This is a genomic window from Amycolatopsis bartoniae (assembly GCF_014191255.1).
GTDB lineage: Bacteria > Actinomycetota > Actinomycetes > Mycobacteriales > Pseudonocardiaceae > Amycolatopsis_E > Amycolatopsis_E bartoniae.
Window position 1 is genome coordinate 89,192 of sequence record NZ_JACHWH010000005.1, and the last position, 23,229, is coordinate 112,420.

25 protein-coding genes are annotated in these 23,229 nt (G+C 71.6%); 11 read left to right on the top strand and 14 right to left on the bottom strand.

Going from position 1 to position 23,229, the window contains the following annotated elements:
- Positions 1 to 81: 81 nt before the first annotated feature.
- Positions 82 to 735, top strand: coding sequence for a transcriptional repressor LexA (gene lexA, locus FHX82_RS23950; RefSeq protein WP_145934872.1), 654 nt, complete (start codon positions 82 to 84; stop codon positions 733 to 735).
- Between the two features lie 20 nt (positions 736 to 755).
- Here the strand turns inward: lexA and FHX82_RS23955 are convergent, their stop codons facing one another.
- Entirely contained in the window at positions 756 to 1,853 is a 1,098-nt protein-coding gene (locus FHX82_RS23955) for an alpha/beta hydrolase family protein (protein ID WP_145934871.1), read from the bottom strand.
- A 672-nt stretch (positions 1,854 to 2,525) separates the two neighbouring features.
- Here FHX82_RS23955 and FHX82_RS23960 point away from each other — a divergent pair.
- The gene (locus FHX82_RS23960) at positions 2,526 to 3,236 is read left to right on the top strand and encodes a trimeric intracellular cation channel family protein (RefSeq protein ID WP_145934870.1); all 711 of its coding nucleotides are present in this window, start codon (positions 2,526 to 2,528) and stop codon (positions 3,234 to 3,236) included.
- Here the strand turns inward: FHX82_RS23960 and FHX82_RS23965 are convergent.
- Entirely contained in the window at positions 3,224 to 3,892 is a 669-nt protein-coding gene (locus tag FHX82_RS23965) for a class I SAM-dependent methyltransferase (RefSeq protein ID WP_221216519.1), read from the bottom strand. The two genes, FHX82_RS23960 and FHX82_RS23965, sit on opposite strands and share 13 nt — an antisense overlap.
- A 309-nt stretch (positions 3,893 to 4,201) precedes the next feature.
- On the opposite strand from FHX82_RS23965, the gene FHX82_RS23970 reads away from it, so the two are divergent.
- Genes FHX82_RS23970 through FHX82_RS23995 form a run of 6 tightly spaced genes read left to right on the top strand, consistent with a single transcriptional unit; the run spans position 4,202 to position 10,322 of the window.
- On the top strand, positions 4,202 to 4,996 hold the full coding sequence (locus FHX82_RS23970; protein WP_145934869.1) for an endo alpha-1,4 polygalactosaminidase: 795 nt from the start codon (positions 4,202 to 4,204) through the stop codon (positions 4,994 to 4,996).
- Positions 4,997 to 5,007: 11 nt separating this feature from the next.
- Positions 5,008 to 6,276 carry an ABC transporter substrate-binding protein gene (locus FHX82_RS23975; protein WP_145934868.1) on the top strand — a complete coding sequence of 423 codons (1,269 nt, stop codon included), beginning with the start codon at positions 5,008 to 5,010 and terminating at the stop codon, positions 6,274 to 6,276.
- 9 nt (positions 6,277 to 6,285) lie between these two features.
- Entirely contained in the window at positions 6,286 to 7,203 is a 918-nt protein-coding gene (locus FHX82_RS23980; protein ID WP_183176797.1) for a carbohydrate ABC transporter permease, read from the top strand.
- Positions 7,200 to 8,075, top strand: a complete 876-nt coding sequence (locus tag FHX82_RS23985) for a carbohydrate ABC transporter permease (RefSeq protein WP_145936160.1) — start codon at positions 7,200 to 7,202, stop codon at positions 8,073 to 8,075. The genes FHX82_RS23980 and FHX82_RS23985 overlap by 4 nt, the downstream gene beginning before the upstream one ends.
- A gap of 4 nt (positions 8,076 to 8,079) precedes the next feature.
- A complete protein-coding gene (locus FHX82_RS23990) occupies positions 8,080 to 9,018 on the top strand; it encodes a carbohydrate kinase family protein (RefSeq protein WP_145936159.1) in 939 nt (312 codons plus the stop codon).
- The gene (locus tag FHX82_RS23995; protein ID WP_145936158.1) at positions 9,015 to 10,322 is read left to right on the top strand and encodes an alpha-glucosidase/alpha-galactosidase; all 1,308 of its coding nucleotides are present in this window, start codon (positions 9,015 to 9,017) and stop codon (positions 10,320 to 10,322) included. Before FHX82_RS23990 ends, FHX82_RS23995 begins: the two co-directional genes overlap by 4 nt.
- A 57-nt stretch (positions 10,323 to 10,379) precedes the next feature.
- On the opposite strand, the gene FHX82_RS24000 is transcribed toward FHX82_RS23995, so the two are convergent.
- Together FHX82_RS24000 and FHX82_RS24005 are read right to left on the bottom strand one after the other, a co-directional pair.
- Entirely contained in the window at positions 10,380 to 10,895 is a 516-nt protein-coding gene (locus tag FHX82_RS24000) for a hypothetical protein (RefSeq protein WP_145936157.1), read from the bottom strand.
- Positions 10,896 to 10,997: 102 nt separating this feature from the next.
- Positions 10,998 to 11,579: a TIGR03086 family metal-binding protein gene (locus tag FHX82_RS24005; protein WP_229880333.1), complete on the bottom strand. Its 582-nt coding sequence runs from the start codon at positions 11,577 to 11,579 to the stop codon at positions 10,998 to 11,000.
- A gap of 55 nt (positions 11,580 to 11,634) precedes the next feature.
- Between FHX82_RS24005 and FHX82_RS24010 the strand changes: the two genes are divergently transcribed.
- Complete coding sequence (locus FHX82_RS24010; protein ID WP_145936155.1) at positions 11,635 to 12,081, top strand: MarR family winged helix-turn-helix transcriptional regulator; 447 nt, start codon at positions 11,635 to 11,637, stop codon at positions 12,079 to 12,081.
- Between the two features lie 55 nt (positions 12,082 to 12,136).
- Here FHX82_RS24010 and FHX82_RS24015 read toward each other — a convergent pair whose 3' ends face one another.
- Positions 12,137 to 13,339 carry a cytochrome P450 gene (locus FHX82_RS24015; RefSeq protein WP_145936154.1) on the bottom strand — a complete coding sequence of 401 codons (1,203 nt, stop codon included), beginning with the start codon at positions 13,337 to 13,339 and terminating at the stop codon, positions 12,137 to 12,139.
- Positions 13,340 to 13,435: 96 nt separating this feature from the next.
- Between FHX82_RS24015 and FHX82_RS24020 the strand changes: the two genes are divergently transcribed.
- Both FHX82_RS24020 and FHX82_RS24025 read left to right on the top strand, forming a co-directional pair.
- Positions 13,436 to 14,026 (top strand): TetR/AcrR family transcriptional regulator, encoded by a 591-nt coding sequence (locus FHX82_RS24020; RefSeq protein WP_145936153.1) that lies wholly within the window; start codon positions 13,436 to 13,438, stop codon positions 14,024 to 14,026.
- Between the two features lie 28 nt (positions 14,027 to 14,054).
- The gene (locus FHX82_RS24025; protein WP_145936152.1) at positions 14,055 to 14,489 is read left to right on the top strand and encodes a VOC family protein; all 435 of its coding nucleotides are present in this window, start codon (positions 14,055 to 14,057) and stop codon (positions 14,487 to 14,489) included.
- Positions 14,490 to 14,499: 10 nt separating this feature from the next.
- Here FHX82_RS24025 and FHX82_RS24030 read toward each other — a convergent pair whose 3' ends face one another.
- From FHX82_RS24030 to FHX82_RS24070, 9 genes are all read right to left on the bottom strand, one after another.
- A complete protein-coding gene (locus tag FHX82_RS24030; protein WP_229880335.1) occupies positions 14,500 to 14,694 on the bottom strand; it encodes a hypothetical protein in 195 nt (64 codons plus the stop codon).
- An 84-nt stretch (positions 14,695 to 14,778) separates the two neighbouring features.
- Positions 14,779 to 15,636, bottom strand: a complete 858-nt coding sequence (locus FHX82_RS24035) for a sugar phosphate isomerase/epimerase family protein (protein ID WP_145936150.1) — start codon at positions 15,634 to 15,636, stop codon at positions 14,779 to 14,781.
- Positions 15,633 to 16,637, bottom strand: a complete 1,005-nt coding sequence (locus tag FHX82_RS37800) for a Gfo/Idh/MocA family protein (protein ID WP_145936149.1) — start codon at positions 16,635 to 16,637, stop codon at positions 15,633 to 15,635. The genes FHX82_RS24035 and FHX82_RS37800 overlap by 4 nt, the downstream gene beginning before the upstream one ends.
- Positions 16,634 to 17,557, bottom strand: a complete 924-nt coding sequence (locus FHX82_RS24045; protein WP_145936148.1) for a TIM barrel protein — start codon at positions 17,555 to 17,557, stop codon at positions 16,634 to 16,636. The genes FHX82_RS37800 and FHX82_RS24045 overlap by 4 nt, the downstream gene beginning before the upstream one ends.
- A gap of 7 nt (positions 17,558 to 17,564) precedes the next feature.
- Entirely contained in the window at positions 17,565 to 19,421 is a 1,857-nt protein-coding gene (gene iolD / locus FHX82_RS24050) for a 3D-(3,5/4)-trihydroxycyclohexane-1,2-dione acylhydrolase (decyclizing) (RefSeq protein ID WP_145936147.1), read from the bottom strand.
- The gene (gene iolB, locus FHX82_RS24055; RefSeq protein WP_145936146.1) at positions 19,418 to 20,257 is read right to left on the bottom strand and encodes a 5-deoxy-glucuronate isomerase; all 840 of its coding nucleotides are present in this window, start codon (positions 20,255 to 20,257) and stop codon (positions 19,418 to 19,420) included. The genes iolD and iolB overlap by 4 nt, the downstream gene beginning before the upstream one ends.
- Positions 20,254 to 21,123 (bottom strand): Cgl0159 family (beta/alpha)8-fold protein, encoded by an 870-nt coding sequence (locus tag FHX82_RS24060; protein WP_145936145.1) that lies wholly within the window; start codon positions 21,121 to 21,123, stop codon positions 20,254 to 20,256. Before FHX82_RS24060 ends, iolB begins: the two co-directional genes overlap by 4 nt.
- The gene (iolC, locus tag FHX82_RS24065; protein WP_145936144.1) at positions 21,116 to 22,066 is read right to left on the bottom strand and encodes a 5-dehydro-2-deoxygluconokinase; all 951 of its coding nucleotides are present in this window, start codon (positions 22,064 to 22,066) and stop codon (positions 21,116 to 21,118) included. The genes FHX82_RS24060 and iolC overlap by 8 nt, the downstream gene beginning before the upstream one ends.
- Positions 22,063 to 23,229, bottom strand: a complete 1,167-nt coding sequence (locus FHX82_RS24070; protein WP_145936143.1) for a Gfo/Idh/MocA family protein — start codon at positions 23,227 to 23,229, stop codon at positions 22,063 to 22,065. The genes iolC and FHX82_RS24070 overlap by 4 nt, the downstream gene beginning before the upstream one ends.

Sequence of the window (23,229 nt, forward strand, 5' to 3'; positions counted from 1 at the left end):
ATCGTCCTCCCGCGAGAGCCCCCGGGACAAGCGGGGACTCACCTGACCGTGGACGCGAGGGCTACCTCTACGATTCCGCAGGTGACCGCCTACGACGACCTCGAGTACCTGGACACTTCGGCCCTGCCGCCGCGTCAGCAGCGGATCCTCGCCACGATCCGGGACTGGGTGGTCCGCCACGGCTATCCGCCGAGCACGCGCGAGCTGGGCGACGCGGTGGGCCTGCGGTCGACGTCGTCGGTGTCGAAGCACCTGTCGGCGCTGGAGGACAAGGGCTTCCTCCGGCGTGGCACCAGCGTGTCACGGCCGATGGACGTGCGGATGTTCCTGCAGCAGACCGGTGGTGCCGAGCCGGACGAGGACGCCGTGCCGGTGCCCGTGGTCGGGGACATCGCCGCCGGTGTCCCGATCACGGCCGAGGAGCACGTGGACGACGTGCTGAAGCTGCCGCGCGGGCTCACCGGCCGCGGCACCGTGTTCGGCCTGCGCGTGCGTGGCGACTCGATGGTGGACGCCGCGATCTGCGACGGCGACATCGTGGTGGTGCGCCGCCAGCCCGAGGCCCACTCGGGGCAGATCGTCGCCGCCATGCTCGACGGCGAGGCCACCGTCAAGGTGTACCGCCGCCGCAACGGGCACGTCTACCTCGAACCCCGCAACCCGGCGTACGAGGTGATCGACGGCGACGAGGCGGTCGTGCTGGGCATCGTGGTGTCGGTCCTGCGCAGCGTCTGACATTCGTCCACTGAGGACGGTCAGGACACGAAAGCCATGGCGGGATAACGGGATGACGGCCCGTCGAGCAGCCGGCCGTCCCCGCCGCGCAGCCACCGGTCGAAGAACGCCGCCAGGTAGGCGCGCTGGGTGCGGATCGCGGTGGCCGGGTCCAGCGTGCCCACGCCGACGCCCAACTGCGGCAGGAGCGCTTCGGCGTCGGTGAACGACGCGTGCTCGCTGCCCAGCAGTTTCAGCTGCCGCGCCCAGCCCGGCGTGTGGGCGAGGAACGCCGTCCAGCCCGGGCCGGTGTCGGTGGTTCCGTCCTTGCCCACCAGCAGGAACGGCTTCGCCAGGCCCTCGGCCGCCGGGGGCATCGGGCTGCCGTCGTAGTAGGTCAGGTTCCCGTCGAGGTCCACCCCGGCCACCACCCGCGGGTCGGCCGCCATGGTCAGCGCCGCGGCCGCGCCGCCCATCGAGTGCCCGAGCATCCCGACCCGGTCGACGGTCAGCCAGGGCAGGCGCGCGAGCGAGTCGAGCACGAACCGGGTGTCGCGGACGCGGACGTCGAGCGCCTTGCGCAGGAACGGGTCCGGGTCGCCGGGCTCGACCATGGTGCGCACGGAACCGTCGGGGAACTGGACTTCCGGCGCCTCGTACGTGTGGTCGGCGCTCACCACCACGTAACCGCGGCTCGCGAGGTCCTCGGCCGCGGCGGTGCCCCAGGTGCGCGGCTCCCCCAGCCCCGGCGAGTAGACGATCACCGGCCGCCTGCCGGGCAGGGCCGGGGCGTCGCGGACCGCGTGCGTGCGGACGGCCGCCCAGTCCGTGCCCGGCGGCGTGCCGAGGCCGAGATACTGGTTCGCCGTCACCGCGTCGAAGTGCGCCGCGGCCCCCGGCAGCATGTACGGCGCCGCGCGGCCCGGCACGAGCAGCGCCGGATAGTGGACGCTCACCATCAGCTCCCGCGGCCCCGCCACCCACGGGTCGGGGCGGGCGGCGTCGACGAGGTGCAGGTCGGTCTCGCCGACGCGGTACGGGCCGCTGGGCTCGGGCAGCGCCAGGCGCGTGGCCGCCGCGGCGGGCACGGTGAGCGCGGCGGTGACGAGCACGGCGGCGGTGAGGATCTTCCAGCGCATGAGCCGATACTGGCGCCGCCACCGGGTTCGCGGATCGGGGAAGACCCCGGAACCGACCCTGAACAGGCCCTCTCACCGTGCCCCGATCCCCAGCACAATGGGCGGGACACGACGAAGGGACCGCTCATGTCCGATGAGAACCTGCCCGAGCCCGACTACAGCGAGTCGGGTGTCCCGAGCTTCGACTACGTCCGCGACCGCATCGAAGGCCGCATAGCCACCGCAGCCGGCTCGGCAGAGCTGGCAGGAGAAACCCCAGAGGCAAGATCGATCGAAGAACAAGAAGCCGAGCGAGAGAAAGCGGCAAAGGAAAAACTGGCAGAACTACGCAACCAAACTACACAAGGAATAATACAGCACGACCAAATAGCCACCCGGCGACGAGAACGGCCCGGCACACGCCCAGGCCTCCCCCGTCCCCGATCCCCAGCCTCATTAGCGGTTGGCTCGCCGGGTCAAGGGTCGCGCAGCGATCGCGAAGCGACGCCGAAGGCGCCCTTGACGCGGCGAGCCAACCGTTAAACGATCAAGGGAAAGGGGCGGGGGTGGCCGGGCATTGGAGGGCGGCCACGCCCGGCCCACAACGGGTGACCACGCTGGGTCCAAAGTGATCCCCGGTGTCAGGCCACGGGATGATCACCCCACTCTCGGGGTTTGTTTACAGTCCTTCCCATGGCAGGTGACACCACTGTGGAGGCGATCAACCAGGCGGCCCGGTACCTCGATCTCGCCGGGGTGTTCGCCGCCGCCGTGCTGGGTGGGGCGGTGGGGCGCAGTGAGCGGCTGGACCTCTTCGGGATTCTCGTCGTGGGCAGCATTTCCGGGCTCGGGGGCGGGGTCGTCCGCGACACCCTGCTCCAGCACGGGACGCCCGTCGCGCTCACCGACTACGCCTACCTGCCGACCGCACTGGCCGGGGCGTTCGTCGCGTTTGCCGTGTCCATCGGGGCGCGGGCGTGGGACCGGTTGTTCACCGCGCTGGACGCCGCGGTCATCGGGCTCTGGGCGGTCAGCGGCGCGCAGAAGACGCTCGCCGCCGGGCTGGGGTGGCTGCCCGCCGTCCTCCTGGGCACCACGACCGCCGTCGGTGGGGGTGCGTTGCGGGACGTCCTGCTGCGGCGGGTGCCCGCGGTGTTCGGCGGCACCCCGCTGTACGGCACCGTCGCGGCGGCCGTCGCTTCGACGATGGTCGTCTGCACGTACCTGGGTGCGCCGATCGCCGGGTTCGTCATCGGCGTGGTGGGCGCGCTGCTGTTCCGCCTGGCCGCCGTGAAGTTCGGCTGGAACCTGCCCAACGGCCTGGAGTGGCAGCCGCACTCCCGGCTCGCCGCCGCCTTCCGCCGTCGCCGCCGCACGCCGCCGGAGGACCCTCAGAGCCGGTAGACCGACACGTGCGACTCCGACTCCGCCGTGAACTCCGCGCCGCTCCAGTCCGCGTGCCGCGACTCCAGCTCGAAGCCCGCGAGCTGCGCCATCAGGTCGAGCTCCGCGGGCCAGACGTAGCGGAACCGGCCACTGCCGACCCGGGCCTGCCTGCCGTCACCGAACGTGAAGTGGTGCGACACCAGCTCCTGCCGCAGCACGTCGTACACGTCCACGCCGACGTAACCGGGATCGTTGCGGAACACCACGGCGTCCTGCCCCGGCGGCAGCTTCCGCAGGGCCGGCACCCCCAGCTCGACCACGAACCGCCCGCCGGGCACGAGGTGGCGCGCCGCGTTGCGGAAGCACTTGACCTGCTCCGCCTGCGTCCGCAGGTTCGAGATCGTGTTGAACACCAGGTAGACGAGCGTGTACTCCCCCGGTACATGCGTGGTCGCCATGTCGCCCAGGACCACCGGGATCGCCGCCTCGTCCGCCTTCGTGCGCAGCTGCTCGACCATCCACGGCGACAGCTCCACGCCGCTCACCGGCACGCCCCGTGCGGCGAGCGGGACGGCGACGCGGCCGGTGCCGATCGCGAACTCCAGCGCGGCGCCGCCACCCGCGAGCGAGGCCAGCCGGTCCACGGCCGGGCCGAGCACCTCGGGCGCGAACATGCCGGTGCCCGGCGTGTCGTAGCGGCGGGCGGTCTCGGCGTCCCAGATCTCCTTCTGCTCCACGAGGTCCATCGTCCCGGCGCCGTCCACCCATTTGACCGGAAATGACGGCCTCGACACGAGAACGATCACGGTCGATCACTTGACAGCTGATCGGCTGATCGCTTTACTTCGTGCCACGTCGGCACCCAGGCGCCCGACGCAGAGGTACGCCCAGCCGGTATGCGGCCCCGCCGCGAGCCCGGACCGAGTCGCCAGGACACCGGGGTGTCCGAGGCGGGGTCGTGCCCACTGTTCGCGGAGTTCGAGATGCCCCTTTCCCGCCTCCGGCTCGCCGCCGCCTCCACCGCGCTCCTCACGGCCGCCTGCGCCGCCCCCGCCGCGCAGGCCGCCACGCCCGCTCCCCCGCCGGCCGGCGCGGCGTTCGACTACCAGATCGGCGGCGCATACGACCCGCCCGAGGGCGTCAAGGTCGTCACCCGCGACCACGGCACCGCGCCCGCGAAGGGCCTCTACAACATCTGCTACGTCAACGCCTTCCAGGCCCAGCCCGGCGCCGAGGGCGAGTGGGACGACGACCTGCTGTTGCGCGACGCGAGCGGCAACGTCGTGATGGACGGCGACTGGGGCGAGGCGCTGCTGGACGTCGGCACCGCCGGCAAGCGCACGAGGATCGCGGCCAAGGTCGACTCCTGGATCGACGAGTGCGCCGCCAAGGGCTACCAGGCGGTCGAACCGGACAACTTCGACAGCTTCACGCGCTCGGACGGCCTGCTGACCGACGCGGACGCGCAGGACTACATCAAGCTGCTCTCCGCGCACGCGCACGAAAAGGGCCTCGCGATCGCGCAGAAGAACACCTCCGAGCTGTCCGCGCGGCACACGCAGAACGGGCTGGACTTCGCCGTCGCCGAGGAGTGCGGCGAACAGCACAACTGCGGCGAGTTCACCGCGGCCTTCGGCGATCACGTGATCGTCATCGAGTACACCGCCGAGGGCCTGTCCTACGCCTGCGGGCACTGGCCGCGGCTGAGCATCGTGCGGCGCGACCACGACGTCGTGACGCCCGACGACGCGGAGAACTACGTCCGCGAGACCTGCTGACGGGAGGTCGCATGGGCACATCCCTCACCCGGCGCGTTTTCCTGCTGGGCTCCGCCGGTCTCGCGGCGGGCTGCGCCGCGCCGGGCAGCGCTTCCGGCGGCCCGGTCACGGTCGAGATGTGGCACGGGCAGGAGGACACCGCCCTCGACGTGCTGAAGGGGCTCGCCGCCGACTTCGAGCGCACGCATCCGGGCATCCGGATCGACCTCGGCGGCGGGGTGCTGGCCGACGCGATGCTGCAGAAGATCACCGCCGCGCTCGCGTCGGGGTCCTATCCGGACATCGCCTACGTCTTCGGGTCCGACCTCGCCAGCGTCGCCCGCAGCCCGCAGGCCGCCGAGATGACCGAAGTCGTGGACAACGGCCCGGACTTCTGGCCCGCCGCCCGCGAGGCCGTCACGATCAACGGCCGCATCCGGGCCGTGCCCGCGTTGCTCGACTCGCTCGCCGTGGTGTGTAACAAGGCGCTGTTCGCCCAGGCCGGGCTGCCGCTGCCCGCCGACGACTGGCGGTGGCCCGACTTCGTGGCCGCCGCGGCGAAACTGACCGACGCGAGCGCGGGCCGCTTCGGCACCGCGTGGCCGGGCGTCGGCGACGAGGACACCGTGTGGCGGCTGTGGCCGATGGTGTGGGACCTCGGCGGCGAGATCATCGCGAAGGACGGCAAGCACATCGGGTTCGCCGGCGACACGGGCGTGCGCGCGCTGGAGGTGGTGCGCGACCTCGCCGCCGCGAAGTCGGTCTACATCGACCCCAAGTCCGGCTCCGACCAGATGTACCAGGCGTTCCAGTCCGGCGCGATCGGCATGGTGCCCACCGGTCCCTGGAAGCTGCCCGACATCGTCGACGCCGGGATCGACTACCACGTCGTGCCGCTGCCCACCTTCACCGGCAGGCCCGTGACGATCTCCGGCCCGGACACGTGGACGGTGTTCGACAACGGCACAGAGCGCGTCCAGGCGGCCCGCACGTTCCTGAGCTGGCTCACCGCGCCCGAGCAGGACGTGCGCTGGGACACCGGCGCGGGCAGCCTGCCGCTGAGCCACGGCGCGCAGGCCCTGCCCGAGTGGCAGAAGGCGACCGAGGAGACCGAAGGGCTCTCGGTGTTCGTGACGGCACTGGACTCCGCGCGCGTGAAACCGGTGCACCCCGCCTACCCGCAGATCTCGCAGGCCGTCGGCGTCGCGATCGTGTCCGTGCTGCTCGGCCAGGCCAGCCCGGCCGACGCCCTGCGCGACTGCGCGAAGGTCGCCGACGCCGCTCTCCTCATCCCCCGCTAGGAGGCCGCCATGCCCGGTCTGCCCGCCCCGATCACCCTCGCCCCCGCCGCGCGCGTCCGCCGCCGCCACCGCGAAACCGCCACCGCGTGGGCGTACCTCGCGCCGTCGGTGCTCGTCATCATCGGCCTCGGGATCGTGCCCGTCGTGTGGTCGCTGCTGCTGTCGTTCCAGGCCGACGACCTGGTGACCCCGTCCCGGTTCGTGGGCCTGGACAACTACAACGCGCTGGTGCAGGACCCGCACTTCGGCCAGGCGGTGGGCAACACCCTGCTGTACACGGTGCTGTACGTGCCGCTCAGCATCGTCTTCGGGCTGCTGCTGGCGCTGGTGCTGAACCGGCGCATCCGGCTGATCGGGCTGTACCGGACGCTGTTCTTCATCCCGTTCGTGCTGTCCGCGACGGCGCAGGGCGTGCTGTTCTCGTTCATCCTGGACCCGCAGTTCGGGGTGGCGAACTCGGTGCTGCACCACCTCGGCGTGTCCCCGCAGGGGTTCCTCACCGATCCCGCGCAGGCCCTGCTGGTGCTGGTCGCCATCACGCTGTGGAGCGGCACCGGGTTCTGCGTCGTGGTGTACCTCGCCGCGCTGCAGGACGTGCCGGCGGAGCTGGTGGAGGCCGCGCGGCTCGACGGCGCGGGCACCCTTCGCGTGCTGTGGCACGTGACGCTGCCCGCGGTGCGGCCGGTGACGACGTTCCTCGTGCTGTGGCAGCTGATCACGTCGCTGCAGGTGTTCGACCTGGTGTACGTGACGACGAAGGGCGGGCCGCTCGGCTCGACCACCGTGATCGTCTACTTCGTCTGGCAGCAGGCGTTCCAGAACTTCACCGCGGGTTACGGCGCGGCCTCGGCGTACGTGCTCGCCGTGGCCCTGCTGGTGCTCGGGCTCGGGGTCCGCCTGCTGCGGCGGGGAAGGGAAGCGCGATGACCACCAGGGTGGAGGTGCCCGCCGCGGCGGGGATCACCGTGCGGACGGGGACGCGGCCACGGCTGCCGTTCAGCCCGTGGCACCTGCTGCTCGTGCCGCTGGGGCTGGTGTTCGCCGCACCGCTGGTGTGGCTGCTGCTCAGCTCGGTGATGAGCAACGCGGAGATCAACCGGTTCCCACCCGCGCTGTGGCCGTCCCAGGTGGACTGGGGCGGCTACCGCTACGTGCTGGAGAACGCGCTGTTCGTGCGCTGGTTCACCAACACCGTGATCGTGGCGGGGACCACGGTGGTGTCGAACCTCGTGCTGGGCACCCTCGCCGGGTACGCGTTCGCGCGGCTGCGGTTCGGCGGTTCCCGCGTGCTGCTGGGGCTGATGCTGGCCACGATGGCGATCCCGTTCCAGCTCACCATGATCCCGACGTTCCTGGTGATGAAGAAGCTCGGCCTGATCGACACGCTCGGCGCGCTGATCGTGCCCTCGCTGGTGACGCCGTTCGCGGTGTTCCTGCTGCGGCAGTTCTTCCTGTCCCTGCCGCGCGAGCTGGAGGAGGCGGCGTGGATCGACGGCTGCTCGCGGCTGCGGGTGCTGGTCCGCATCGTGCTGCCGCTCTCGCGCCCGGCGCTGAGCACGGTGGCGGTGCTGACGTTCCTCAGCACGTGGAACGACCTGACGTGGCCGCTGATCGCGATCAACCACGACACGCAGTACACGCTGCAGCTCGGGCTCACCACGTTCCAGGGCGAGCACCACACGAACTGGGCGGCGGTGATGGCGGGCAACGTGATCACCGTGCTGCCGGTGCTGCTGGCGTTCCTGGGCGCGCAGAAGACGTTCATCCAGTCGATCACCTCCAGCGGGCTGAAAGGATGACGCCGTGACCTTCGACCTGCTCGTGATCGGGGACGCGAACCCCGACGTCATCGCCGGGCCGCTCACCGCGGACCTCGCCTTCGGCCAGCGCGAGCAGCTGGCCGAGCGCGGCGTGCTCACCCTCGGCGGCTCGGCGGCCATCACCGCCGCCGGCGCCGCCCGGCTCGGCCTGCGGGTGGCCATCGCCGCGCGCGTCGGGAACGACGCCGCCGGGCGGTTCGTGCGCGACGTCCTCGAAGAGCGCGGGGTCGACACCCGCGCGCTGCACACCGATCCGGACCTGCCGACGCCGCTGACGATCGTGCTGACCCGCGGCAGCGACCGGGCGATCGTGACCACTCCCGGCACGTTCGAGGCGACCACGCCCGCCGACGTTCCCGCGGACCTGCTCGCGTCGTGCCGGCACGTGCACGCGTCGTCGTACTTCCTGCTGCCGAAGCTGGCGGCCGGGCTGCCGGAGCTGTTCCGCACGGCGCGGGCGCACGGCGCTTCGTCCTCTTTGGACACCAACGACGATCCGGCCGGGCGCTGGGACGGTGTTTCCGCGGTGCTGCCGGAAGTCGGTTACCTGCTGCCGAACGCGGCGGAGGCGTGCCGCCTCGCCGGGGTCGCGGACGCCCGGGAAGCGGCCGCGGCGCTGGCTTCGCGAGGCCCGGTGGTGGTCGTCAAGGACGGCGCGGAAGGGGCTTTCGCCGTCGCCGGGGACGCCGTGGTCAGTGCGCGGGCGACCCCGGTCGAAGCGGTCGACGCCGTGGGCGCCGGGGACAGCTTCAACGCCGGGTTCCTCGCCGCGACCCTCGGCGGGCTTCCCGTCGAGCAGGCCCTGCGGTTCGCGGTCGCCTGCGGCGGCCGGTCCGTGCTCGCCGCCGGCGGCACCGCGAGCCAGCCCACGTGGGACGAGGCCCTCGCCCACACCGAGTACGTCAGAACGGAAACCGCATGACCCCCAAGATCACCTTCGTCGGCGCGGGCAGTGTCGTGTTCACCCAGGGTCTGCTGGCCGACCTGTTCGCCCACCCGGAGCTGGGCGAGGTGCACGTCAGCCTGCACGACATCGACCCGCAGCGCCTGGAGACGGCTTCGGCCGCCGCCCGGTCCATCGCGGACGCGCGCGGGGTGAAGCCGAAGATCACCGCCCACCTCGACCGGCGGGAGGCGCTGGCGGGCGCCGACTTCGTGCTCGACACGGTGCAGATCGGCATGGGTGAGGCCACCCGCACCGACTTCGACATCCCCGCCTCCTACGGAGTGCGCCAGACGATCGGCGACACGCTCGGGATCGGCGGGATCTTCCGCGCGCTGCGGACGTTCCCGTTTCTGAAGGCGCTTTCCGCCGACATCGCGGAGGTGTGCCCGGACGCGTGGCTGCTCAACTACACCAACCCGATGGCGATGAACGTCCAGTACCTGAGCGAGATCGGCCGCGCGGACCGCGTGGTGGGCCTGTGCCACTCGGTGTACTGGACGGTGCACGGGCTCGCCGAGCTGGTCGGGGTGCCGTTCGACGAGGTCACCTACGTGGCGGCGGGGGTGAACCACCAGGCGTGGGTGCTGCGGCTGGAGCACCGGGGCAGCGACCTGTACCCGCGGCTCGCGCGACTGTCCGAAGAGGACCCGCAGCTGCGCAGGCGCGTGCGGTTCGACATGTTCCGGCGCCTGGGGTACTACCCGACGGAGACCAGCGAGCACTCGTCGGAGTACGTGCCGTGGTACCTCGGGCACGACAGCGAGGTCGAGCGGCTGCGCCTGCCGATCGGCGCCTACCTGGACGTGGTGGCGGAGAACGAGGCCGAGTACGAGAACACGCGCGCGGCGGTCGCGAAGGGCGAGCCGCTGCCGGTGGAGGGGACGAACGAGTACGCGCCGCAGATCATCCACAGCATCGTGACCGGCACCCCGCGGACGGTGTACGGGAACGTGCTGAACCGGGGCCTGATCGCGAACCTGCCCGAGGGCGGCGCGGTGGAAGTCCCTTGTCTCGTCGACGGTTCCGGTGTGCGCCCGACCCGGATCGGCGCGCTGCCCCCTCAGCTCGCGGCGCTCAACCGCACCTACCTGAGCACCACGGACCTGGTGGTCCGCGCGGCGGTCGAGGACGATCCCCGGCACATCCGCCACGCGGCGATGACCGACCCGGCCACCGCGGCGGCCCTGCCGGTGGAACGGATCTGGCAGCTGTGCGACGACCTGGTGCGCGCCCACGCGGACCGGCTGCAGCCCGGACTGCGGGAGACGCTGGGGAGCTGACGAACGGCCGGCCTGCTTCGGCTCCCGGCGTCGGGCCGAAGCAGGCGTGGTGCCCGGTCAGACGAACTGGTCACCCGTCTTCCGGAAGGAGTCCGCCGGGTTGTACACGCGGCTCGTGCCCTCGAAGTGGAAGACGACCATGCTGCCCTTGTGCGCCTTGTCCACCATGGTGATGATCTTCGTGACGACCTCTTTCCGCTGCGCCGGGTTGGTCAGGTTCCCCAGGTCGACGATGACCGCCCTCGCCTGCGTGGACAGCTTGTCCCGCACCATGTTCACCGAGCCGCCCGGGTTGAACCCCTCGGGCGTGTAAGCGTCGACCGTGCCCCAGTAGTTCTCGTTCTCCCGGATCTCCAGCAGCGGCTTGGGCGCACCGTTCACGCTGCCGCCGGTGTACACGATGAAGTCCGCGGTCGCGCCGCTGCCGCCGACCGCCCCGCGGTGCCCGCTCGGCACCTGCAGGACCACCGTGTGACTGGCGGGCAGCAGTGCCGCCAGTGCACGGCCGCACCGGACCTCGCTCTCCGAAGCCGGGTTCTTCGTCTCCGCCGTCGCATCGATGAAACCACCCATGTGATTGCCTCCCGCCGAACTGGTGTGGGCTGGAGCGCCCACCGGTGAGACGCCGGGCACGGGACGGCGTTAACGCGCGCACCGGACATTCGCTCGAACGGCTCAGGCCGGCCAGGCGGGTGAACGACCGAGGGCCGTGAGGATCCGGGACAGCGGATCACCGTCCGATGTGGACAGCGCTGGTGCGAAGGCCGCGCCGGGAGCGAGCCGGGCGTCACCGCCCGGGACGGCGAGCGCGATCTTCAGCGCGGTGTCGGCCAGTGCGGGGTCGAGCCGGTACTCGATGCCCAGCGAACGGGCCACGTCCCAGCCGTGCACGACGTAGTCGATCAGGTGAAACCCGATCGCCAGCTCCGCCGGGAAGTCCGACACCGGGGCGAACTCGGGCAGGTGGAACGTCGGGCTGGGGTCCGCGAAAGCGGCGAGTACGTCGGCGGCCGCGGCTTCGTACTCCCCCGCCGGCGCGGGCCCGATCGGGCGCACCTGCCACACCCCCGGTTCACCGCCGCGCCCCCTCGCCGCGGCCGCGAACCCGTGGTGCTGGGCGATCATGTGCGCGAGCAGGTCCCCGAGAGTCCATTCCGCGCAGGGCGTGGGCCGGGTCAGATCCCCTACTCGCGACACGATCCGCACGCTGGTTTCGACCGCCACGCGGTGCTGCTTCAGCAGCTCATCGATAGGCATACGCATACGATATGCGTGCGCTTATCATTCGGTCAAGGTCGTTAGCATTCCCGGTATGGCGGAGCGGAGACCGGACCTGGCGGCGATGATCGCGCCGCTGCAGCGGTCGCTGATCGCCGCGGAGCTGCCGATCCTGCGGGCACACGGGCTGAGCATGTGGGGTTACGTCGTGCTGTCGGCGGTGGACGGGCAGCCGGTGCGCACGCAGGCCGCGCTGGCGCAGGCGATCGGAGCGGACAAGAGCCGCATCATCCGCGTGCTGGACGAGCTGGAGCGCCACGGCCTGCTGGAGCGCACCCCGGACCCGTCCGACCGCCGCGCCCGTTTCGTCGCGATCACGCCCGACGGCAGCCGCACACGCCGTGCCGCCCAGGCCGACATCCAGCGCAACGAGCAGCGCGTCCTGGCGCACCTGGACCCCACCGACCGGGCGGCCTTCCTGCGCGCACTGGCCACATTGTCGGTCCTGCCGCCGGAGGAGATCACCGGCGAACGGCACTGAACGAAAAGGAGCGGGAGGCCGCGCCGCCTCCCGCTCCCTCGTTTCCGGTGCCGCCTCAGGCGTCCCAGGCCAGCAGCATCCGCTCCGGGCCGCGGGTCGACAGGCCCTCCTTCCACCGCACCCCGGCGTCGCCTTCGGCGAGGCGCAGGTTCGGCAGGCGGCGCAGCAGCGTGCCGAGCGCGACCTGCAGCTCCATCCGCGCCAGCGGCGCACCGAGGCAGTGGTGCACGCCGTGCCCGAAGCCGATGTGCGTGCCTTCCTGGCGGAGCAGGTCGAGCCGGTCGGGGTCGGTGAACACCGACTCGTCGCGGTTGGCCGACGCGAGCACCGGCATCACCGCCTCCCCGGCCTTCACGGTCACCCCGCCCAGTTCGAGGTCCTCCAGCGCGTACCGCGCAATGCCCGCGCCGAGCCCGAGCGGGACGTACCGCATCAGCTCCTCGACCGCCCGCGGCACCAGGCTCAGGTCGGACCGCAGCAGCGCCAGCTGGTCCGGGTGCGTCAGCAGCACGTACACGAAGTTCGGGATCTGCGACGCGGTGGTCTCGTGCCCGGCGACGAGCAGCGCCATCACGAGCATCACCAGCTCGTCCTCGGACAGCCGGTCGTCGTTGTCGCGCGCCGCGACCAGCCCGCTGAGCAGGTCGTCCTTCGGGGTCTCGCGCCGCTGCGCGATCAGGCCCTCCAGGTATCCGCGCATCTTCTGAGTGCACTCGCCGACCTGCTCGGGGGTGAACTTGGTGGTGGACAGGAACGCGTCGGACCAGTACCGGAAGTCCACGCGGTCGTCGTACGGCACGCCCAGCAGCTCGCAGATCACCGTGACCGGCACCGGCAGCGCGAAGTTCTCGATCAGGTCGCCGGGCGGGCCTTCGGCGAGCATCGCGTCCACGAGCCCGTCGGCGATCTCCTGCACCCGCGGGCGCAGCTCCTCGATGCGCCGCACCGTGAACGCCTTCGTGACCAGCCGCCGCAACCTGCTGTGGTCCGGCGGGTCCATGCTGAGGATGCTGCCCGGCTGGGACGGCTGCGGGCGCATCCGCGGCTCGTCGTGCTCCAGGCTCGCGGCGCGGCTGAACCGCGGGTCGCCGAGCACGACCTTGACGTCCTCGTAGCGGGTGGCCAGCCAGCCCGGTTCGCCGTAGGGCAGGCAGACGCGGGTCAGCGGTTCCTCGGCGCGCAGCCGCGCGAACAGCGGCTCGGTGTCCAGCCGGTCCGGGTGGCTGAACGGGTAGTTCCGGGGCTCCGCGGTGGTCATCTACCAACTCCTCGTCGCGACGGCAGGTGAACTCCTCCCTTCTTACTCCATCAGCTGTCGTTTAACCAACACCTGTCGGATAGGTAGACTTCCGGGATGCCGTCCCCGCAGCTCACCGACCCTCGCAGCCGCCGTTCCCGCTCGGCGCTGGAGGGCGCGCTGCTGGAGCTGATCGAGGAGCGGGACCTGAGCCAGATCTCGATTTCCGACGTCACCCGGCGGGCGGCGGTCAACCGCTCGACGTTCTACGAGCACTACACCGACGTGCACGACCTGGCGGCCGCCGCGGGTACCGAGCTGTTCGACGAGCTGATCGCCGCCGCGCACGTGCTCCTGCCGCAGCAGGCGGCCGACCCGGCAGGCGCGCTGGCGCGGGTGTTCGGGCACGTCGCGGCGCACGCCCGGCTGTACCGGGCGCTGCTCGACGCCGACGGCAGCGCGCGCGTGATCAACCACCTGCACCAGCGGATCGCGATCGCCATCCACGTGCACCTGGCGGGCACCGACTCCCCCACCCACGCCGACGACCCGGCGGAGATCCCGCACGACCCGCCCGCGGCGCTGCTGGCGGGCGCCCTGCTGGGCACGATCATGGACTGGCTCCGCCGCGGCTGCCCCGGTTCCCCGGAAGATCTCGCGGCCCGCATCTGGCCCCATCTCGTGGGCGCGGGGTCGGCGGGGTCCTGACGCCCGCCCGGGCCGCTAGGGTGCACAGATGGGGTCGGTCAAGCAGGTCCAGGTCACCTTCGACTGCGCGGAACCCGAGCGCGTCGCCCGGTTCTGGTGTGAGGTGCTGGGGTACGTCGTACCGCCGCCACCGGAGGGTTTCGCCTCCTGGTGCGACTACGACCGCTCGCTGCCACCCGAGCGGCGGGGCGCGGCGTTCGCCTGCGCCGACCCCTCGGGCGTGGGCCCGCGGCTGTTCTTCCAGCGCGTTCCCGAGGGCAAGGTCGTCAAGAACCGGGTGCACCTCGACGTGCGGGTCGGCACCGGGCTCGTGGGCGCGGAGCGCGTCGCCGCGCTCGAAGCCGAGTGCGCGCGGCTGGTCGCGCTGGGCGCGGTCCGGGTGGGGTTGCTGGTCGCCGACGAGTACAACGAGTCGTGCCTGACGATGCAGGACGTCGAGGGCAACGAGTTCTGCCTCGACTGAGCGACTGTCCTCAGCGGGCGAGGTCGTCGGCCAGCAGCCGGAACGCCTCCTCCTCCCGCGCCGACAGCGGAACGCTCGACCGGTCCGCCGGGTAGCCCGCGGGCGGGCAGTCCGGGCGTGGCAGTGCGAACCCCAGGTCGTCCGGCGCACCGGGGTGACCGAGGCTGCCGAAAGCGCGGGCGAACGTGCGCAGGAACCGCTTCACCGTGACCACCGCCGGGAGTCGTGAGGCCGTTTCGGGACATGATGCGCGCCCCGCCGCGCGAGGGGAAGCCGTCCCGGGATGCGGTCAGCCCAGCTCCTTCCGCACCCGGTCGAGCATCGCGGCGCCGGACTCCACCGCGCGCTCCTCCCACGCGAAGACGCACACCGTCGCCACGCCGTCGAAACCCAGCTCCCGCAGCGTGCCGAAGAACTCGCCCCAGTTCACCTCGCCCTGGCCGATGTCCAGGTGCTGGTGCACCCGCGCGGGCGTCCCCGGCGGGTTCAGGATGTACCGCAGACCCGAGGAACCCTTGTGGTTGAACGAATCGGCGAGGTGCACGTGCCGTAGCTTCCCGCCCGCGTAGCGCAGCATCCGCGCGACGTCACCCGTTCCGTCGGAGAGGTGGAACGTGTGCGGCGCGCAGTACAGGTAGTTCACCCACGGCCGGTTGACCGCCCGCACCAGGTCGACCGCCGGGTCGTTCAGCTCGCAGAAGTCGTCCGGGTGCGCCTCCAGGTTCAGCGCGATCCCCTCGCGCTCGAACACCGGCAGCAACTCCTCCAGCGACCGCCAGAACGCGGCCTCGCTCTCCGCGGCCTTTTCGGGGCGGCCGCCCAACTCCGAGTTCATCAGCGGACACTCCAGCTCCGCGGTCACCTCGATCATCCGCTTCCAGTACCGCACCGCCGCCTGCCGTTCCGCCTCGTCCGGGCTCGACCACCGGTAGAGCGGCAGCGTGCTGGACAGCTGCACCCCGGTCTCCCGCAGCACACGCTTCAGCGAAGCGACCTTCTCGTCGTCGGCACGCGGGTGCAGGAAGAACGGCATGAAGTCCTCGCGCGGCGACAGTTCGAGGTACTCGTAACCGAGGTCGGCGACCGTGTGCACCATGTCGGCCATCGGCAGCCCGCGCAGCATGTAAGGGTCCAGCGCGATCTTCACGGCAGCTCCCCCGGACGGTCCTTGAGCCGCACGGACACGACGCCGCCGCTGTGCAGCGCCTCGGTCGCGGCGTCGGTGATCACGGCGGCGGCGTATCCGTCCCACGCACTCGGCCCGGTCAGGCGGCCTTCGCGCACCGACGCGATCCACTCGGCGAACTCCGCGTCGAAGGCCGCCCCGAAGCGCTGCTTCCAGTCCTGCAGCACGCCGGTGCGCTGCCCGCCCGCGGCCTTGACGATCACGTCCGCCGGGTCCGGCAGCCGCACGGTGCCCGCCTCGCACACGGTCTCGCACTGGATGTCGTAGCCGAACTGGCAGTTGACGAACACCTCCAGGTCCACGCGCACGCCGCTGGCGGTTTCGAAGAGCATGAACTGCGGGTCCTGCAGGTGCTCGAACCGCCTGCTCGTCACCCGCGGCCGCAGCACCTGCGCGGAGACGATCTCCTCGCCCAGCAGCCAGCGGATCGCGTCGATCTCGTGCACCGCGGTGTCCTGCACCGCCATGTCCGAGTGGTACGACTCGGGCACGGTCACGTTGCGGTGCACGCAGTGCACGAGCAGCGGATGCCCCAGCCGGCCGCCGTCGAGCACCTGTTTCATCGCGCGGTAGCCGGCGTCGTAGCGGCGCATGAACCCGACCTGCACGAGCCGCCGCCCGGCGGCCTGCTCGGCCTCGACGATCCGCAGGCAGTCCTCCGCCGTCGTGGCCAGCGGCTTCTCGCAGAACACGTACTTGCCCGCGGCGATCGCGGCGAGCACGTACTCCGCGTGCGTCGGCCCCCAGCTCGTGACCACGACGGCGGCCACCGCCGGATCGGCGATGACGTCGTGCCCGCTCGGCAGGGCTCGCGCGCCGATCCCCGACGCGACTCCGGCCGCCCTGGCAGCGTCCACATCGGACACCGCGACGACCGAAGCGCCGGGAACCACCTCGGTCAGCCGCCGGATGTGGTCCTGCCCGATCATGCCGGTGCCGATCACTCCCACGGAGACGGTCACGCCCACTCACCCCGCAACCCGCGCGAGTGCAGGTATTCCCGCGTGCGCGTCGCGATCGGCAGCGGCACGTCCGGCGCGCAGGGGTACAGGTCCTGCTCGACGACCACGAAGATTCGGGCGTCCAGTTCGGACAGTGCCGCCACGACGTCGTCCGGGTTCGGCACCCCGGCGGGCGGTTCGACGCACACCCCGCGTTTGACCGCCTCGCCGAACGCCAGGTTCTCCGCCCACACCTGGTCCAGGATGACGGGGTCCATCTGTTTGATGTGGACATACCCGATCCGGTCGGCGTAGCGGCGGACGAGGTCGACGGCGTCGCCGCGGCCGTACGCCACGTGCCCGGTGTCCAGGCACAGGTTGGCGTACTGCGGGTCGCTTTCGTTGAGGTAGCGCTCGATCTCCGGCTGGGTCTGGATGTGGCTGTCGGCGTGCGGGTGCAGCACGAGCCGCACGTCGTACTCCTCCAGGAGGATCCGGCCCAGCTCGTCGGCCCGCCGCCCGAACGAGGCCCACTGCGCCGCGGTCAGCTCGGGCGGCTCGGTGTACTCGCCGGTCTTCTCGTCGCGGTACATCGGCGGGATGTAGACGAGGTGGTGCGCGCCCGCGGCGGCGGTCAGCTCGGCGACCCGGCGGGTGTTCGCGAGCATCTCGTCCCACTGGTCCGGCCGGTGCAGGGCGCCGAACGTGGTGCCGCCGGAGACCCGCAGGCCGCGTTCGCCCAGCTCGTCGGCGAGGCGCCGCGGGTCGGTCGGGAGGTAGCCGAACGGGCCCAGCTCCACCCAGCGGTAGCCGGCCCGCACGAGCTCGTCGAGGAAGCGGGAATAGGGCACCTGGTGCTCGTCCTGGGGGAACCACACACCCCAGGAGTCGGGCGCCGTGCCGAGGCAGAGGTTGCCGATGACGGTGCGCGGAATCGTCATGCTGCTCCTACAGGTAGTGGCGCTGGTTCCGCTTGGCGGCGGCGTACGCCTCGTACGCCTTGCGCGTGGACTCCAGCTCGGACACCTCGCTGACCGGCACGTCCCACCACGCCGAGCCCGGCGGGTTGGGGCCGTACAGGTCGGTCTCGACGTGGACGACCGTCGTGGCGGAACTTGCCTTAGCCTGGGCGATCGCCTTGGTGAACTCGTCCACTGTGGACGCCTTGAGCACGGCGGCCCCGAGGCTCGCGGCGTTGGCGGCGAGGTCGACCGGCAGCACGCTGCCGTCGAGCAGCCCGGTGTCGCCGCTGCGGTAGCGGTACGAGGTGCCGAACCGCTGCGAGCCCAGCGACTCCGACAGCGAGCCGATGGAGGCGAACCCGTGGTTCTGCACCAGGACGATGATCACCTTGAGGCCCTCGGCGACCATGGTGGCGATCTCCTGCGCCATCATGAGGTACGAGCCGTCGCCGACCAGGACGACCACCTCGCGGTCCGGCGCCGCGAGCTTCGTGCCGAGGCCGGCGGCCACCTCGTAGCCCATGCAGGAGTAGGCGTATTCGACGTTATACGCCTTCGGATCGCGGGCCCGCCAGAGCATCTGCAGGTCGCCCGGCATCGAGCCGGCCGCGTTGATCACCACGTCGCGGTCGTCGAGGGTCCGGTTGAGCGCGCCGAGGATCTCCGTCTGCGCGGGTAGCGGGCTGTGGCCGAGGTCGAAGCACTCGTCGGCCTTGCGGTTCCACTCGTCGGCGAGGGCTCTCGCCCGATTCGACCACGCGCCGTCGGCCCGCCAGCCGGACAGCGCTTCGTGCAGGGCTTCGATGCCGCGACGGGCGTCCGCGAGCAGCATTTCGGCGGAGTGCTTCGCCGCGTCGAACCGGGCGATGTTGAGGTTGACGAACCTGACGTCCGGGTTGCCGAAGACGGTGTGGGAGGCCGTGGTGAAGTCGCTGTAGCGGGTGCCGATGCCGAGCACGACATCCGCCTCGGCGGCCAGCGCGTTCGCCGCCGACGTGCCGGTCGAGCCAAGGCCGCCGACCGCGCACGGGTGGTCCCACTGCACGGCACCCTTGCCCGCGTGCGTGTCCGCGACGGGAATGCCGGTGGCTTCGGCGAACGCACGCAGCTCCTGCCCGGCCTCGGAGTAGACCACTCCCCCGCCCGCGACGATCAGCGGCTTTCCGGCGCCGCGCACCAACGACGCCGCCCGCGCGAGCGCCTCCGGCGCGGGCACGGGCCGGTCGACGTGCCAGACGCGGCGGCGGAAGAACTCCTCGGGCCAGTCGTACGCCTCGGCCTGCACGTCCTGCGGAAGCGCGAGCGTGACCGCGCCGGTCTCCACCGGATCGGTCAGCACCCGCAGCGCGGCGAGCGCGGCGGGAATCAGCTGCTCGGGCCGGGTGACGCGGTCGAAGTACTTCGACACCGGCCGGAACACGTCGTTGACGCTCACGTCCCCGGCGCGGGTGTCTTCGAGCTGTTGCAGCACCGGATCCGGAAATCGGGTGGCGAACACGTCGCTGGGCAGCAGCAGCACGGGCAGCCGGTTGGTGGTCGCCAGCGCGGCACCGGTGACCATGTTCGTGGAGCCGGGGCCGGTGGAGGCCGTGCAGGCGAAGGTCTGCAGCCGGTTGCGCATCTTCGCGAACGCGGCGGCCGCGTGCACCTGGCCTTGCTCGTTGCGCGCGAGGTAGTACGGCATCTCGCGCGGGTACTGCAGCAGCGCCTGGCCGAGCCCGGCGACGTTGCCGTGCCCGAAAATGCCCCACACCCCGGGGATCAGGCGCTGCTCGACGCCGTCGCGTTCGGAGTACTGGTTCGCGAGGAACCGCACGAGCGCCTGGGCGGTGGTGAGTCTCATCGCTGCCTCCCGAACGGCAGCCGGGGATCGGTCTCCTGCGAATCCCAGGTCCGGCGCACCCAGCCGTGGGCGGGATCGTCGCTGATCAGCCAGGCCCGCTCCGGACCGGGGCCCGCCATGACGTTGAGGTAGTAGAGGTCGTAGCCGGGCGCGGCCATCGACGGGCCGTGCCAGCCGTGCGGGATCAGCACCACGTCGCCGGTGCGGACCTCGGCCAGCACGTCGATCGGGCGTTCGTCGGTGCCGTATACGCGCTGGTAGCCCATGCCGCCGCCGGTGACCTCGAAGTAGTAGATCTCCTCCAGCACGCTCTCGCCCTCGCGGTCTTCGTCGTGCTTGTGCGGCGGGTACGACGACCAGTTCCCGCCCGGCGTCAGCACCTCGCAGACCAGCAGCTGGTCGGCGTCGAACGTGTGCGGGAGGCAGTAGTTGTTGACCTGGCGCGAGCAGGTTCCCGCGCCGCGCAGCTCGACGGGTGTGTCCGAGGCTGGTTGGTAGCGTGGGAGCAAGCGCTTTCCCGTCTTCGCCGAGGGCAGCGCGAAGCGGCCGTGCCCGGTGATCGTCGCTTCGGCGTCCCTGGGCAGGTAGGCGAAGTCCGTCACGTCGTCGAACACGCTCGTGCGCCCGGTGAGCTCGAAGGTCTGCCCCTCGACTTCCACGGAACAGCTGCCGGACAGCGGAAGTACGAGGGCTTCACTGTCCCTTGTGGACAGGCTTTGGCTGCCGTCCAGCTCCAGGACACGCAGGCCCGAGTGGCCCCAGCCCGCCGACTCCGGCGTGACGACCAGGCTGAACGGTCCTTCGGCGGTGCTGCCCGCCTCGTGGTACAGCTTCACAACAACCCCACTGCGGTGTCGACTGCCTTGGCCACGTCCCCGTCGTGCGGGTAGAGCAGGGAACGCCCGACCACGAGGCCCTGCACGGTCGGGAGGGAAAGCGCTTTCTGCCACGCCGCGAACGCCGCGTCCGGGTCCTGGACCTCGCCGCCCAGCAGCAGGGCCGGCAGCGTCGAGGAGGCCAGCACCCGCTCCATGTCCTCGACCACCGGCAACTTCAGCCACGTGTACGCGGACGTCCGGCCGAGGCCGGAGGCGATGGTGATCGAGCGGATCACCGCGTTCGGCGACAGGTCGTTGCGCAGCCTGCCGTCGGCCCATCCGGACAGGAACGGCTCGACCAGCGCGACCAGCTTCTCCCCGGCGAGCTCGTTGATGGCCTTCGCGGTGGCTTCCAGCGCGCCCGGCGTGGCCGGGTCGTCCAGGCAGATGCGGGTGAGCATCTTGCCGCCGTCGAACCGCATCCGGGCGAGCGATCCGGCGTCGTAGCAGGCGAAGCGGTCGTCGATCTCGAAGGTCGACCCGGCGAGCCCCGTCCGGTTCATCGAGCCGAACACGGTCTTGCCGTCGAGCACGCCGAGCAGCAGCAGGTCCTCCAGGATGTCCGCGGTCGCCAGCACGCCCGTGACGCCGGGCCGCTCCAGCGCGAGGCACAGCCGCTCCAGCAGTTCACCGCGGTCGGCCATCGCGAGCGGGTCGCCGCCGACGGCGTTCGCACCGCGGGCGGGGTGGTCCGCGGCGAGGATCATCGCCCGGCCCCGGGGGTTGAACGGCGACTGCGCACGCACGCGGTTCGCGGCGGCTTCGAAGATCGCCTCCGGATGACGTATCCGTTTCGCGACGATCCGGCGCACGGTGTCAGACATCGGCGCCCGCCAGCCTGGCCAGCACCTGCGCCTCGGTCGGCATGGCGTCGGAACACGCGAGCTCGCCCGCGACGTGCGCCCCGGCGGCGTTGGCGAACCGCATCGTCCGGCGCAGGTCCCAGCCGGAGAGCAGGCCGTGGCACAGCGCGCCGCCGAACGCGTCGCCCGCGCCGAGCCCGTTGACCACCTCGACGGGCACCGGCGGCACCTCCACCTCGCCGGAGTCACCGACCGCGAGCACGCCCTTCGGCCCCTGCTTGACGACGGCGAGCGAGATTCCCCTGTCCCGCAACGCTTTCGCGGCCTCCCGTGGTTCGCGAACCCCGACCGCCGTCTCGCACTCGTCGAGGTTCCCGACAGCCACCGTCACGTGGCCGAGCGCCGCGCCGACCCATTCACGGGCCTCCTCGCGGGAGGACCAGAACATCGGCCGGTAGTCCAGATCCAGCACGGTGATCCCGCGGCGGCCGCGGGCCGCCAGCGCCGCCAGCGTGGTGGAGCGGCTCGGCTCCTCCGACAGTCCCGTGCCGGTGACCCAGAAGATCCTCGCGTCGCGCACCGCGTCGAGGTCGACGTCGTCCGGCCGCAGGTCGAGGTCCGGCGCTTGCGGGAACCGGTAGAAGTACAGCGGGAAGTCGTCGGGCGGGAAGATCTCGCAGAACGTCACCGGGGTCGGCAGGTGCTCGCTGGTGCCGATGAACCGGTCGTCCACCCCGTAGCCGCGCAGCGCACGGCGAAGGTAGCGGCCGAACGGGTCGGCGCCGGTCTTGGTGATCACCGCCGACCGCAGCCCGTACCGCGCGGCCGCGACGGCGACGTTGGTGGCCGTGCCGCCGACGTACTTGCCGAACGACGTGACGTCTTCGAGCCCGACGCCGGTCTGCTGCGGGTAGATGTCCACCCCGATCCGGCCCATCGTGACGAGGTCGAACCCGGCGGTCATCGGGACCCCACCGGCACGGCCGCACCGCCGGAGCGGGCGGAGGTGATCACGGCTTCGATCACTTCCAGCCCGCGCACGCCCTCCTCCAGCGTCGCACACGGGGGCAGCTCCTTGACGCCCGCGATCTGGTCCACAAAGGACCGGGCCTGGTAGGTGAACAGGTCCGCGACACCGTGTCCCTGCCCGGGCGCGTCCATCGGCAGGCCGCCCCGCAGATACGGGTGCGCGGGACCGGTGAACACCCGCCGGTGGCCCTCGGCGCTCGCGTCGGAGATCGTGAACTCCGCCGCGCGCTGCAGGTCGAACGCCGCCGACCCGCCGGTGCCGAACACCTCGAACGCCAGCCCGTTCGGCAGGCCGTGGGCGATCCGGGACAGCGAGAACGTGCCGAGCGCACCGCCGGCGAACCGCGCGGTGAAGGTCGCGATGTCCTCGTTTTCCACCGGCTCGTACTCGCCCGTCAGCTCGGCCCGGGCGTGCCCGATCGTCGGCCCCGCCGGAACCGGGCGCCGCGGGATCACTGTCGAGAACGCGCCGCCGCTGACCGACACCACCGGCCCGCACAGGTACTCGGCGGTGTCGAGCAGGTGGCTGCCGGTGTCGGCGAGGACACCGGTGCCCGGGCCGCCGCGGTAGCGCCACGTCATCGGCGTGAGCGGGTCGATCGCGTAGTCGTACCAGCCGTGGCCGTTGAAGTGCACCACCTCGCCCAGCCGCCCGGCGGCCAGCTCCCCCCGGATCGCGCTGATCGCCGGGGAACGCCGGTAGGTGTAGCCGACGACGGCGACGCGGTCGGCGCGCGCGGCCGCGGCCACCATCGCGCGACCGTCCACTACGGACGGTGCGAGGGGTTTCTCGCACAGCACGTGCTTTCCGGCCGCCAGCAGGGCTTCCAGCATCTCGCGGTGCAGCTGGTTGGCGACCACGACGCTGACCGCCTGCACGTCGCCGGCGTCCAGCAGCGCGCGCCAGTCGGGTTCGACGCGCTCGAAACCGTAGCGACGGCGGGTGTCCTCGGCCAGCGCGGGATTGAGATCGGAGATCGCCACCAGGCGGAGGGCGGGCCGGTCGAGGCCGTACACCGTGCCCGCCGAGCGGTAGCCACTCGCGTGGGCCCGCCCCGCCATTCCGGCCCCGATGACGGCGACACCGATGCTGTCCAT

Coding starts and splice junctions, on each gene's coding strand:
- FHX82_RS23955 (WP_145934871.1), bottom strand. CDS start 1,853: ATGCGCTGGAAGATCCTCACCGCCGCCGTGCTCGTCACCGCCGCGCTC.
- FHX82_RS23960 (WP_145934870.1), top strand. CDS start 2,526: ATGGCAGGTGACACCACTGTGGAGGCGATCAACCAGGCGGCCCGGTAC.
- FHX82_RS23965 (WP_221216519.1), bottom strand. CDS start 3,892: ATGTTCGCGCCCGAGGTGCTCGGCCCGGCCGTGGACCGGCTGGCCTCG.
- FHX82_RS23970 (WP_145934869.1), top strand. CDS start 4,202: ATGCCCCTTTCCCGCCTCCGGCTCGCCGCCGCCTCCACCGCGCTCCTC.
- FHX82_RS23975 (WP_145934868.1), top strand. CDS start 5,008: ATGGGCACATCCCTCACCCGGCGCGTTTTCCTGCTGGGCTCCGCCGGT.
- FHX82_RS23980 (WP_183176797.1), top strand. CDS start 6,286: ATGCCCGGTCTGCCCGCCCCGATCACCCTCGCCCCCGCCGCGCGCGTC.
- FHX82_RS23985 (WP_145936160.1), top strand. CDS start 7,200: ATGACCACCAGGGTGGAGGTGCCCGCCGCGGCGGGGATCACCGTGCGG.
- FHX82_RS23995 (WP_145936158.1), top strand. CDS start 9,015: ATGACCCCCAAGATCACCTTCGTCGGCGCGGGCAGTGTCGTGTTCACC.
- FHX82_RS24000 (WP_145936157.1), bottom strand. CDS start 10,895: ATGGGTGGTTTCATCGATGCGACGGCGGAGACGAAGAACCCGGCTTCG.
- FHX82_RS24005 (WP_229880333.1), bottom strand. CDS start 11,579: ATGCCTATCGATGAGCTGCTGAAGCAGCACCGCGTGGCGGTCGAAACC.
- FHX82_RS24010 (WP_145936155.1), top strand. CDS start 11,635: ATGGCGGAGCGGAGACCGGACCTGGCGGCGATGATCGCGCCGCTGCAG.
- FHX82_RS24015 (WP_145936154.1), bottom strand. CDS start 13,339: ATGACCACCGCGGAGCCCCGGAACTACCCGTTCAGCCACCCGGACCGG.
- FHX82_RS24020 (WP_145936153.1), top strand. CDS start 13,436: ATGCCGTCCCCGCAGCTCACCGACCCTCGCAGCCGCCGTTCCCGCTCG.
- FHX82_RS24025 (WP_145936152.1), top strand. CDS start 14,055: ATGGGGTCGGTCAAGCAGGTCCAGGTCACCTTCGACTGCGCGGAACCC.
- FHX82_RS24045 (WP_145936148.1), bottom strand. CDS start 17,557: ATGACGATTCCGCGCACCGTCATCGGCAACCTCTGCCTCGGCACGGCG.
- iolD (WP_145936147.1), bottom strand. CDS start 19,421: ATGAGACTCACCACCGCCCAGGCGCTCGTGCGGTTCCTCGCGAACCAG.
- FHX82_RS24060 (WP_145936145.1), bottom strand. CDS start 21,123: ATGTCTGACACCGTGCGCCGGATCGTCGCGAAACGGATACGTCATCCG.
- iolC (WP_145936144.1), bottom strand. CDS start 22,066: ATGACCGCCGGGTTCGACCTCGTCACGATGGGCCGGATCGGGGTGGAC.
- FHX82_RS24070 (WP_145936143.1), bottom strand. CDS start 23,229: ATGGACAGCATCGGTGTCGCCGTCATCGGGGCCGGAATGGCGGGGCGG.